We start from the raw sequence: 12199 nt of genomic DNA on the forward strand, positions 1-12199 counted from the left end.
ACCCTTCAGAACAGCCTGACGCCGCCGATCTCCTACACAAGCCTCTCTTGCAATGCAGTTATCAATACTGCGTTTTCGAACAAGTACGTTCTCGGGAAGAACCAACATGCGTGTGCAATTTCTCACTGCTGTACCCTTTGTTCTGACAGTCGGCTTCGTGCAGGCACAAACCCTGCCAGAAGCCATGCAGAAGGCCATGCAGGAACACCCTGAGGTCCAGGCAGGCGTCAACGCCCGTATCGCGCAGGACTACGCGGTTCGTGCAGCGAAGGGGGGTTACCTGCCGCGTGTCGATGTGACAGCGGGGTACGGCCGTGCGGGATCTGACACCCCGTCGACGCGTGCGGAAAGTGGCAACAACGACTGGAAGACCATGAACCGCGGCGAGTCTGCCATACGTCTTCGTCAGATGCTCTTTGATGGGTTCGCGACAAGTAACGAAGTTGGGCGTCAACAAGCCACCGCCAATTCTCGGGCGTACTCTTTGTTGAATACTTCCGAGCGCACTGCTTTGACAGTTGCGCAGGTCTATATCGATGTTCTTACACAGCGCGAGATGGTTCGCCTGGCCGAAGAAAATCTTAAAAGTCACCAGCGTATCTACGACCAGATCAAGTTGCGCACCAGTCGTGGTGTCGGACGAATGGCCGACATGGATCAGGCCGACGCCCGTTTGGCACAGGCCCAGAACAACCTGATCACCGAACAGACCAACCTGGCTGACGCCCAGACCAACTACCTGAGCGCCGTGGGTATCGTGCCGGATCAGCTGGAAAAGCCGGCGCCGTTCGCGCTGATGCCAGCCGATCTGCAGGAAGCGCGTCGTCAGATGCTGGACAACAGCCCTGTGCTGCGCTCGGCTGAAGCGGACATCGCCGCGGCCGAGAAGCAGTACAGCGCGGCCAAGTCGACCTTTTCCCCGCGCTTCGACCTGGACCTGGGCCGTAACGCCGACAACAACGTCGGCGGCGACGAAGGCCACAACAATGGTTGGGAAGCGATGGTGCGCATGCAGTTCAACCTGTATGCCGGTGGCAGCAACAAGGCCGACCTGACGTCCAAGTCGTACCTGGCATCGCAGGCGCTGGACATCCGCAACAACGCACTGCGTCAGTTGAACGAAGAACTGGGCCTGGCCTGGAACGCCTTCAACAACGCCTCCCAGCAAGTGCCGATCGCTCAGCAGTACGTTGATCGGGCGACGAGCGTCCGTACGTCGTATCAGCAGCAATTCAGCCTCGGAGAGCGTACTCTGCTCGATCTTCTCGACAGCGAGAACGAATTGTTCACCGCGCAACAGCGTCTGGTGCAACTGCAGAGCCTGAAAACGTACACCCAATACCGCATTCAAGCCGACATCGGCACCTTGCTGAAAAGCCAGGGCGTCGTGGCTCCGCTGGCATCGGTTGTGCAGAACGATATTAAACCGACGGTAAAACTGCCGGGCATGAACTGATTCTTGACGCGCGTGTGTCAGGAGCCAGCTTCTTCTAACTGTTAGAGCTAAAGAGAGTGTCAGCGTGGATTTGGAATTACCTTCTGCCCAACTAGGTCATGACCCACGCAGCCAGCATGATGATCCGTTGCTGGATGGCCTGCTGACACTCTGCGCCTTGCACCACAAACCGGCGAGCCGGGCGATGCTGAGCACCGGCCTGCCGTTGCCGGACCAGCGCCTGAGCCCCGATCTGCTGCCACGCGCAGCCGCTCGGGCCGGTTTGCAAGGGCGTCTGTTGGTGCGCAAGCTCGAACAGATTCCCGCCATTGCCTTGCCTGCGATGCTTCTTTTAAAGGAAGGGCGTTGCGCGGTATTGCTGGGTTGGGAAGGCGATGCGGCGCGGCTGCTGATCAGCGAAAGCGACGGCGGCGAAGTCCGGGTTGAGCGCGAAGCGCTGGCTCAGGATTACAGCGGCAAGGTGTTCTTCGCCCAACCGCAACACAAATTCGACGTGACCCAAGGCTCGCTCATTCCTCGAGCGCGGTCCTGGTTCAAGGACACCCTCAAGCTGTCGCGCTGGCTCTACGCCGACGCGATCGCTGCAAGCCTGGTGATCAACCTGATCGCGCTGGCTGCGCCTCTGTTTGTCATGAACGTCTACGACCGCGTGGTGCCGAACCAGGCGACCGCGACGTTGTGGGTGTTGGCGGCCGGTATCTGCGGCGCCTACCTGTTCGACCTCTTGCTCAAAGGCCTGCGCAGTCTGTGCCTGGACCTGGCGGGCAAGAAAACCGACCTGATCATTTCCGCCACGCTGTTCGAACGCATCGTCGGCATGGCGATGAAATTCCGCCCGGCACGTGTCGGCAGCTACGCCCAGAACATCCATGAGTTTCAGGGCATGCGCGACTTTTTGACGTCGCTGACCCTGACCAGCCTTATCGACCTGCCATTCACCCTGATCATCCTCTTGGTGATCGCGCTGCTCGGTGGGCACCTGGTGTGGATTCCGATTGTCGCGTTCCCGCTCGCGCTGGGCATCGGCCATTTGCTGCAGAAGCCGCTGACCGCCACTCTGGAACGCACCATGGCGCTGGGCGCCGAGCGTCAGTCGAGTCTGATCGAAACCCTGTCCGGGCTGGACGCGGTCAAGGTCAACAACGCTGAAAGCGAACGTCAGTACCAATGGGAACAGACCATCGGCACCCTTAGCCGCCTGGAGCTGCGAGTCAAGATCTTGTCCGGCCTGGCGATGAACATCACGTTGCTCATCCAGCAACTGGCCGGCGTGGCGATGATCTGCTTCGGTGTGTACATGATCATCGACGGCAATCTGAGCATGGGCGGCCTGGTGGCGTGCTACATGCTCAGTGGTCGCGCACTCGGCCCGTTGGCGCAGTTGTCGGGTCTGCTGACGCGTTATCAGCAAGCCAAAGTGACCATGGTGTCGGTCGACCAGATGATGGAGTTGCCTCAAGAGCGCAACTTCGAAGAGCGTCCGCTGAGCCGTCAGGTGCTGCAGGGCGCGATGGAATTCCGCAACGTCGACTTCACCTACCCGAACCAGCAAACCCTGGCGCTGAAGAACATCAACCTGGTGGTTCGTCCGGGCGAGCGGATCGGCATCATCGGCCGCAGCGGCTCGGGCAAAAGCTCGCTGGCCAAGCTGCTGGTCGGTCTGTATCAGCCGGACGAAGGCTCGCTGTTGGTCGACGGCGTGGACATTCGCCAGATCGACGTCAGTGAATTGCGCCACAACATCGGTTACGTCGCTCAGGACATTCAGTTGCTGGCGGGTACGCTGCGCGACAACCTGATTTCCGGTGCGCGCTATGTGGACGATGAAATGGTGCTGCAAGCCGGTGAGCTGGCAGGCGTGCATGAGTTTGCCCGTCTGCACCCGCAAGGTTACGAGCTGCAAGTCGGCGAGCGTGGGCAGAACCTGTCGGGTGGTCAGCGTCAGAACGTTGCGCTGGCCAGGGCCCTGTTGCTGAACCCGCCGATTCTGTTGCTGGACGAACCGACCAGCGCCATGGACAACACCGGTGAGGAGCGCTTGAAGCAGCGTCTGCAAGCCGTTATCGAGAAAAAGACCGTGATTCTTGTGACACACCGAGCCTCGCTGCTCACGCTGGTCGACCGCCTGTTGGTCATCGACCGTGGCCAGATTCTCGCCGACGGCCCGAAAGCCGCCGTGATGGAAGCGTTGAAGAAGGGGCAGATCAGTGTTGCTTAAATCGGGTCCAAATTCCGGCGGTGGTCTGTTCGGCTATTTCAAAGGCTCGCCGTCCCTTGACGGGCAGCCGATGCCTGAAGTCAAAAAAGCCCTGGTCGATGACGCCCCGCGTATCGTCCGGCTGACCATCTGGGCGGTCATTCTGTTCTTCACCTTCCTGGTGCTCTGGGCCAACTTTGCCGTCATCGACGAAGTGACCAAGGGCGAGGGCAAGGCGATCCCGTCGACCAAGATCCAAAAGATCCAGAACCTTGAAGGCGGTATCGTCGCGCAGATCTATGCCCGTGATGGCGAGATCGTTGACGCGGGCGCGCCGCTGATTCGTCTGGACGACACCCGCTTCGCTTCCAACGTCGGTGAAACCGAGGCTGATCGCGTGGCCATGGAACTGCGCGTCGAGCGCCTGAGCGCCGAGGTCGATGATCGCCCGTTGAACATTAGTGCCGACGCTCGCAAGTCGGCGCCAAAACAGGCCGCCAACGAAGAGTCCCTGTATCAGAGTCGTCGTCAGCAACTGGTCGACGAAGTCGGCGGTCTGCAACAGCAACTGATTCAGCGCCAGCAGGAACTGCGTGAGTTCGGTTCCAAGCAGGAGCAATACCGCAACAGCCTGGGCCTGCTGCGTCAGGAGATCGGCATGTCCGAGCCGTTGGTGGCTCAGGGTGCTGTTTCGCCTGTGGACATCCTGCGTCTGAAGCGTTCGGAAGTGGAGACGCGCGGTCAACTGGACGGCACCACGCTGGCGATTCCCCGCGCCCAGGCCGCGATTGCCGAAGTGCAGCGCAAGATCGACGAGACGCGCGGCAAGTTTCGCAGCGACGCGCTGACCCAGTTGAACGAGGCACGCACCAATCTTTCCAAGGCTCAGTCGACGGCCAAAGGCCTGGAAGACCGGGTGAACCGCACGATGGTCACCTCGCCGGTGCGCGGTATCGTCAAGCAAATGCTGGTCAACACCGTGGGTGGCGTCATCCAGCCGGGCAGCGACATCGCCGAAATCGTGCCGCTGGACGACACCTTGTTGGTCGAGGCGCGCATCCGTCCGCAGGACATTGCGTTTCTGCATCCGGGGCAAGAAGCGATGATCAAGTTCACGGCCTATGACTACACCATTTACGGTGGCCTCAAAGGCAAGCTGGAACAGATCGGCGCCGACACCATTCAAGACGAAGAAAAGAAAAACACGTTCTACGTGATCAAGCTGCGCACCGACCGCAGCCATTTGGGCACCGATGAGCATCCGTTGGTGATCATTCCCGGCATGGTCGCGTCGGTGGACATCATCACCGGCAAGAAAAGCATCCTCAGCTACCTGCTCAAGCCGGTCCTGAAGGCACGCGCCGAGGCGTTGCACGAGCGTTGATCGCCTGAATTTTTTTGCGTCACGCGATCCTGTGGGAGCGAGCTTGCTCGTGAAGAGGTCGGTAATCAGACACGCATTCAGTGACTGATACCAAGTCTTCGCGGGCAAGCTTGGCCCTGCGGGCTGCGGCCAGAATCAACAGCAGTCCGTATCATCCCGCCACACTCCCTCATCCAACCCCTACCCATCACGCTTCCATCACGGCTGTCGATCATCCTGATGGATAGTAGCCTTGTGACATATTTTGGTCGTAATTTATTGCGTTTTCCCCTAAAGATCTGGGGCAAACCAGCGATACGGTGAGTTGAACCTGTCGTCAACGCGGCCATTAACCACAAGAGCTACTGGTCATTTTTTATCATCAAAAATGATACTTCCTGCATACAAAGGAAATCGTCGTGACGTTGAACCTACGCCGTAAGGTCATTCTCCTCGCCATCATTCCGAGCCTCTTGCTGGCCGCAGTGATCAGTTGCATCACCTGGGTCGTGCTGCAAAAACTCGCTGCTCAGGAAGTCGAGCAGACCCGCGCGCTGTTGCTGGAGGAGCGCAAGCTGTCGCTCAAGAACTATCAGCAGATTGGCGAAGCGGCGATCAAGCCGATCTACGACGCCTCAGCGCCGGGCGACATGGACGCCCGGGATCGGGCGCTCAAAGTGCTCAAGAGCCTGCAATATGACAAGGCCAGTTACTTTTTTGGCTACAACTCGCAGTACGTGCGGGTGTTCTGGTCGGACAAGGACCTGGACATCGGCAAGAACTTCTCCGAAGCCAAAGACGCCAACGGCGTGTACGTGATTCGTGGCCTGGTGGACAAAGCCAAAGACGGGACGCATTTCTTCCGCTACGACTGGCCGACGCCGGGCAGCGACAAGCCGATCCCGAAGCTGGGCTACACCAGCTATCTACAGAAATGGGACTTGGCGTTCGGGACGCAGGCAAACCTGGACGACATCGACAATCAGGTGGCTGCCATCGAGGCGTCGACCCAAAGCCGGATTGGCTCTTCGGCCGCGCTGATCGTGGCTATTGTGGCGGTGTTCCTGGCGGTGGTGGCGCTGGTCGGCGTGCTGATTGGCAACGGGCTGGTCAAGCCGGTGCTGGTGATCAAGCAGAACCTGGATGACATCGCCGCAGGTGACGGTGACCTGACTCGCCGTCTGCCGGAAACCAGCAACGACGAACTGGGTGCATTGGCCAAGTCGTTCAACCAGTTCGTCGAGAAAATCCACGGGCTGGTGCGGCAGATTGCTGAAATGACCGGCCAGTTGAACGGGTTGGTCAACGACATGTCCTCGCAGGCGCAGCGGTCGGAAGAGGCGATGGGTCGTCAACGTCAGGAAACCGACCAGGTCGCGACGGCCATTCATGAGATGTCGTCGGCAGCGCATCAGGTGTCCATCAGTGCGCAAGGCGCTTCCCAGGCAGCACGCAAGACCAGCGACGTCGGCTCGGACGCCAAGTCTGTCGTGAACAAGAGCATCGACAGCATTCATGCGCTGATCGGCGAGATCGGCGAAAGCAGTTCCTCGCTGGATCACTTGCGCCAGGATGTGCAGTCCATTGCGACCGTGGTGGATGTGATTCGCTCGGTGGCCGAACAGACCAACCTGCTGGCGCTGAACGCTGCCATTGAGGCGGCGAGGGCAGGGGACGCAGGGCGTGGGTTTGCGGTGGTCGCCGATGAGGTTCGCGCCCTGGCCAGCCGTACTCAGCAAAGCACCCAGGAAATCCACGAAATGATCACCTCGCTGCAACGCGGCGCGCAGGAAGCCACGGTTGCCATGAGCCGTTCCAGCGACACCGGCAAGACCACGGGTGATTTGGCAAACGAGGCGGGGACGTCGCTGGACGCGATCAGCCAGTTGATCGAGACCATCAACGACATGAACGCGCAGATCGCCAGCGCATCGGAAGAACAGACCGCGGTCGCTGAGGAAATCAGCCGCAGCATGACCCAGATTGCCCAAGCCGTGGACACCGTGGCCGACGACGCCCAAAGCGGCGCGCAAACGGCACGCAGCCTGACGGAACTGGGTGATCGGCTGGGCGGGTTGGTGAAGCAGTTCAGGATTTAACGCGTGCTTGGGCGCCGCCAGCCCTTGTAGGAGCACGCTTGCCCGCGAAGACGCCGGTACATCCGCAACATCTTCATCGGATGGAACTCAGCCTTCGTGAGCAAGCTCACTCCCACACGGACGGTAGTGATGTTCGAAGTCCTGTGGAGGCTTACCGTCCCCGCTTGCTGTCGATCCGAACCAACCGGCCACCTTCGAACCGCAAATACTGATACATGCCGCTGTTCGGGCCGTAGATCCATTCCTGGACCTGCACCTGATCGACCTGACGGAAGTGGTTGACCGTTTCCTTGTAGCCAACGATGTCCTGGCTGACGGGCTGGCCGCATTTCTGTTGCACTTCAAACATCCGGTCGCCGACGCTGATCAGCTGACTGCCACACCTCAACGTGTCGGTCGCCGCATGGGCGACGACCGCCGTTGCTGTCAGACCGAGCATCAGCACGGTCTTCGCTAACACCTTCTTCAAAAGTCGTTACTCACTGTCCAGATGCAGGGGGCTGACGACGCGACCGTCTTTTTCCGGTTGACCGAGACTGGCGTCAACGAAGTAGACCCGCTCGTCCGCCAATTGTCCCTTGTCCACCAGATAGTCCTTGATACTGCCGGCACGGGCCTGGCCAAGCTGACGCAGCAACAGCGCGCTTGAACTCCAGGATTTGAGCACGGCGTCGCGCATCCTGTTCTGCCGCTCTTCCTTACCGAGATCAACCCACTCGGCTGGCGGCTGACCCTTCAGGCGCGTGCGATAAATGCCTTCGAGCATCGGCGCCTTTTCATCGTCCGGCACTTTCAGGTCGGCGGCTTGCGCTGGCACCTTGTCGCCTCGGCGCTGAAGAATCTTGTAGTAGGTGCTCTGGTATTCGCGCTCAAGACGTTGTTGGGCGATCAGCGGGCCGTCACTCGCTTCCGCGCTGGTGCCTTCGATCTCAAGACGCAGTGCCGGGCGTGCTTTGAGCGCTGCAGCCAGCTTGTCCAGCGAGGCCTGGGCGTCGCTGGACAACGCGTCGGAACCTGCAGCGAACGACACGGTGCCCAAGTCTTCCGAACCGCCTCCGCTGATCAAACCGCCGATGAATTTGAACGGTGCGGCAGCGGCTTTCACCACCAGATTGCGCAGGGTCTGCCAGACGATCGGCATCACACTGAACTGCGGGTTGTTCAAATCCCCGGTGACCGGCAATTCGATTGAAATTTTGCCGTCAACGTCCTTGAGCAAGGCAATCGCCAGTTTTAGCGGCAGGTTCACGGCATCCGGGCTGTCGACCTTTTCACCCAGTTGCAGTTGCTCGACCACAACCTTGTTCTCGGCTTTGAGCTGACCCTTGGTGATCAGGTAATGCAGGTCCAGGTTCAGTCGGCCTTTGCGAATGCGATAACCCGCGAACTTGCCAGAGTAGGGCGTCAATGTGGTCAGCTCGACACGCTTGAAACTGGTCGCGATGTCCAGGCTGGCGAGGGGGTTGAACGGGTTGAGCGCGCCTTTGATCGTCACAGGCGCATAGCGGTCGACCTTGCCCTTGATGTCCACAGCGGCCGGTTTGTCCTGACGGTTGTCCAGCGTGCCGATTTTCCCGTTGAGCTGCTGCACGGCTGTCGCGAAATTGGGCGTGAGGCTGAAGTCGGCGAAATTGGCCGAGCCGTTGTTGATGTTCACTTCACCGATATGAATGCCCATCGGTTTGTCGGCGCTGGCGGTTGACTTGGTTTTGGCGGCCGCTGGCTTGCTGTCAGCAGGCTGCGGTATCAACAAATCGTCGATGTTGGTGGTGCGGTCGTCGGCGATCACGAAGCGCGCGTACGGTTGTTCCAGGTTGATCGAGGCGATGCTCAGGCTGTCGCCCAGCTGGAAGTTCAGCCCCTCGACGTTGACGCGCTCCCATTTCACGAAGTCCCGCGACTTGAGGGTATCCAGCGTGTGCAACTGATCCACCTGCGCCTTGCCGGTGATGCCCAGCGCCAGCGGCTCGGTGCTTTTCAGGTCCACGGCCAGGTCGGTGTTGAGCATGCCGCTGCGCACTTCAAGACGAATGAACGGTGTGACATAGGATTGCGCGACGCGCAGGTCGATGTCGCGTGTGGTCACGTTGAGTTTGGCGCGAACCGGCGCCAGATTCACTTCACCCTCGGCCGTCAGCTTGCCTTGCTTGCCCAAGCCGGTGTCGAGCTTGAGGTTGAAGGGCGATTTGTTGAGGCTGTCGAAGTTGGTCAGGTCCAGATTCAGAGGCCCGACGTCGATTGCCACGGGCTCCTTGGGCACTTTGTCCGCCAGATGGATGCGGTAATCGCGCAGTTGGGTATCACGCAGCAACACCTGCCAGGGTTTGCTCGGCGCTGCGGCTTCGGTTTTCGCTGTGGTCTCGGAACCGGTTGCCGTGGCGGGCTCCTTTTTAGCCGCCTCGGCTTTCTTTTCCTGGGTCTTTGACGGCTGGCTTGCGAACAGTTTTTGCCAGTCGAGCTGGCCGTCGGACTCACGGGCGGCCCAGGTTTCCAGGCCCTGACTGCGGATTTTTCCTACCGTCACCAGTTGTTTCGCCAGATCGATCGAGGTATCGCTCACGTCCAGATTCTTCAGGCGCACCAGAGGGCGGCCGTCCGGCGCGTCGATGGCGAAGGGCGCGACACTGAGGGACGTCTTGTCCAGCAGCAGCTCGGTTTCCTTGGCCAGACTGAGCTTGTAATGGGTATTGAAGTTGAGCACGCCGTCTTTCAGTACCAGCGGTAACGCATCGCGCACGTACGGCCACCAGACTTTCATCTGGCCGTCAGTGACTTTCAACGTGCCTTCGGATGAGATCGGCACCAGGCTGATTCGACCTACCCAGTCGATCTGTCCACCTGCGGGGCCAGCGGCCACCAGGGTCATGTCGGCATTGTCTTCGGGCAGGGTGCTGAGGTTTTTCAGTTCGAAATTCAGCTCGTCGTAGAGGAATTCGATCGGCTCGCTGGGGCGCATGTCCTGAAAGTGCACGTAACCGTTCGCCAGTTTGATTTCACCGATGCGTAACGGAAACGGCTTGCTCGGTGGCTCGTCAGGTTTGGCGGGGTCACTTGGCGGGAGTTTGAACAGGCCGGCCAAATTTAACGTGCCGTCCTTGGAGAACAGCAGCTCGGTCTTGGGTTTGTCGAGTTCGACAGCGTCCAGGTGAAGCGCTTTGGTCCACAGGCTGTCGATCTGCAGGTTGGCGTAGAGGCGCTCGAAACCAATCTGCTCCTTGCCCGGCGCACCGATGTTCAGGCCCCACAACGTGACTTCAAGGCTGTAGGGATTGAGCTCCAGACGCTCCAGCCTGGCCGGGACCGTGGCGTAATTGGCCAGCTGTTGGTTGATCACCCGCAACGCAATACCCGGCAGGATCAGAAATCCCAACACGCTGTAAATTGCGAAGACGGCCAGCAAGGCGCCAATGGCGCGTTTCAATCCTTTGGGCATGTAGGTCGCCAACTCTCTCGATGTGAGGTGCCTTGGAGTATGGCACGTCAATCTGGTTCCGAAGGCGTCGTCCGCAATCCGTGTGGGAAATTTCCTTGCAGTCAGTAAGTGATCAGAGCTGCAAGATCAACGTCTTGAGCGGTGGTTGTTGGTCCAACGACGGAAAGTCGGCGCCGGGTGCGAGGGTCTGACAGTCACGCACGGGACGGCCGATCTTGCTCGCACACCGCAGCACTTGGTCGCGCCACTCATCCATGTTCACTTTTGCCAGGTTGTTGCAGCAGATCAGTACGCCGTCTTCAGCGGTGGTCAGCAACGCCGGTTTCAGCAGGCTTTGGTAGTCGCGCAGCAAGTCCACAGTGCCGAAGGCACTCTTCGCCCACGCCGGTGGGTCGAGCAGCACCAGGTCGAACTGGCGTTGATCCAGTCGCGCATACGACGGCAGCTTCTGCCCGCGGCGCGATGCGATGGGCAGGCCCGCGAGCTGGCGGATCGCCGGAAAGTAATCGGACTGAATGAACTGCATTGGCGCCAAGTGCGGGTTGAGATGGCCGTTCTCGCGACCCACCGCCAGATTGCCCTCGGCGAAGTCCAGATTGCAGACCTCGCTCGCGCCACCGGCAGCAGCACTCAGGCCAACGCCACAGGTGTAGGCGAACAGGTTGAGTACGCTTTTGCCTTTAGCGTGATCCTTGACCCAGCCCCGGGCGTTGCGCAGGTCAAGAAACAGCAGAGGATCCTGGCCGGCATGGCGGCCACGGACGCGATAGTTCAAACCCCATTCATGGCCGACCAGATCCGCCAGCGCTGCATCGTCTGCCTTGTAAACGGCATCACTGCGGTCGATCCGGGAGTTGCCCTGGGAGCGGTCGTTGTAGACCAGCAGCAGCTCCAGACCCAGATGCGCGTTGACGGCGCTGTGCAGCGCCAGCAGCGCGTCGCGATCAAGGCTGGTGTGAAAGCTTTGCACCAACAGTTGCGGGCCATACCGGTCGATGGTCAAGCCACTCGCACCTTCCTGGCTGCCGTGGAACAGGCGATAACAGTCGGTGCCCTGGGCATGCAGCTCAGCGAGCAGGGATTGACGGTTCTCGAGGGCGACGCTGAGCGCCTGATTCAACGAAGACATGCACGGCGCCTTGGTGCGGGAATAAGGGCGTGCGAGTTTAGCAGCAAGGCCTTTATCGGTGTTACGGCGTGTAACGCTACGTGGCGAACACAAACCTGTAAGCCGGCTTGCTGGCGAATGCGGACTGTCATTCACCATTGATGTAGCTGACCTATCGCATTCGTCCGAAGTGCGGCCCATACCCTCGTAACCTCGGACGTCTCCCATAGGTCCTGCTTTGCAATCAAGCTCTGTGGCATGCCTCAAACAGTTGGAAGACTCACGCCCAGATCAAGGTGTCAGACTGTCGCAAGACCTGTAGGAGCTGCTGGAGGTTACGACAGTGGCGAATGCGGTGGGACAGGTACATCGGCGGTGACCGACACGCCGCATTCGCTGCCCTCGTAACCTCGGACGTCTCCCACAGGTCCTGCTTTGCAATCAAGCCCTGTGGCATGCCTCAAACAGTTGGAAGACTCACGCCCAGATCGGGCAGACCAAGGTGTCTGACTGCCGCGAGACCTGTAGGAGCTGCTGGAGGTT

General features: G+C 59.7%; 6 protein-coding genes and 2 pseudogenes. 5 read left to right on the forward strand and 3 right to left on the reverse strand.

Annotated elements, in window-relative coordinates; genetic code table 11:
- The first annotated feature begins 106 nt into the window (after positions 1–106).
- From BLS87_RS25935 to BLS87_RS35365, 5 genes and pseudogenes are all read left to right on the forward strand, one after another.
- Entirely contained in the window at positions 107–1456 is a 1350-nt protein-coding gene (locus BLS87_RS25935) for a TolC family outer membrane protein (protein WP_074757096.1), read from the forward strand.
- 64 nt (positions 1457–1520) lie between these two features.
- Positions 1521–3674: a type I secretion system permease/ATPase gene (locus tag BLS87_RS25940; protein WP_074757098.1), complete on the forward strand. Its 2154-nt coding sequence runs from the start codon at positions 1521–1523 to the stop codon at positions 3672–3674.
- On the forward strand, positions 3664–5037 hold the full coding sequence (locus tag BLS87_RS25945; protein WP_074757100.1) for an HlyD family type I secretion periplasmic adaptor subunit: 1374 nt from the start codon (positions 3664–3666) through the stop codon (positions 5035–5037). The genes BLS87_RS25940 and BLS87_RS25945 overlap by 11 nt, the downstream gene beginning before the upstream one ends.
- A 488-nt stretch (positions 5038–5525) precedes the next feature.
- A pseudogene (locus BLS87_RS35360) lies at positions 5526–6257 on the forward strand (cache domain-containing protein); the annotation flags it as partial.
- 342 nt (positions 6258–6599) lie between these two features.
- Positions 6600–7115: pseudogene (locus tag BLS87_RS35365) on the forward strand (methyl-accepting chemotaxis protein); the annotation flags it as partial.
- Between the two features lie 151 nt (positions 7116–7266).
- Here the strand turns inward: BLS87_RS35365 and BLS87_RS25955 are convergent.
- The 3 genes from BLS87_RS25955 to BLS87_RS25965 form a co-directional block, all read right to left on the reverse strand.
- Positions 7267–7554, reverse strand: a complete 288-nt coding sequence (locus tag BLS87_RS25955) for a DUF2845 domain-containing protein (protein ID WP_074757119.1) — start codon at positions 7552–7554, stop codon at positions 7267–7269.
- A gap of 36 nt (positions 7555–7590) precedes the next feature.
- Positions 7591–10548 (reverse strand): DUF748 domain-containing protein, encoded by a 2958-nt coding sequence (locus BLS87_RS25960; protein ID WP_074757104.1) that lies wholly within the window; start codon positions 10546–10548, stop codon positions 7591–7593.
- A gap of 112 nt (positions 10549–10660) precedes the next feature.
- Positions 10661–11677 carry a class I SAM-dependent rRNA methyltransferase gene (locus tag BLS87_RS25965; protein ID WP_074757106.1) on the reverse strand — a complete coding sequence of 339 codons (1017 nt, stop codon included), beginning with the start codon at positions 11675–11677 and terminating at the stop codon, positions 10661–10663.
- Between the last annotated feature and the right edge of the window lie 522 nt (positions 11678–12199).

Source organism: Pseudomonas abietaniphila, assembly GCF_900100795.1.
In the GTDB taxonomy this organism is placed as follows: Bacteria; Pseudomonadota; Gammaproteobacteria; order Pseudomonadales; family Pseudomonadaceae; genus Aquipseudomonas; species Aquipseudomonas abietaniphila.

Excerpts from the sequence above, each read along its gene's own strand:
- BLS87_RS25935 (WP_074757096.1), top strand. The coding sequence starts at position 107 with ATGCGTGTGCAATTTCTCACTGCTGTACCCTTTGTTCTGACAGTCGGC.
- BLS87_RS25955 (WP_074757119.1), bottom strand. The coding sequence starts at position 7,554 with ATGCTCGGTCTGACAGCAACGGCGGTCGTCGCCCATGCGGCGACCGAC.
- BLS87_RS25960 (WP_074757104.1), bottom strand. The coding sequence starts at position 10,548 with ATGCCCAAAGGATTGAAACGCGCCATTGGCGCCTTGCTGGCCGTCTTC.
- BLS87_RS25965 (WP_074757106.1), bottom strand. The coding sequence starts at position 11,677 with ATGTCTTCGTTGAATCAGGCGCTCAGCGTCGCCCTCGAGAACCGTCAA.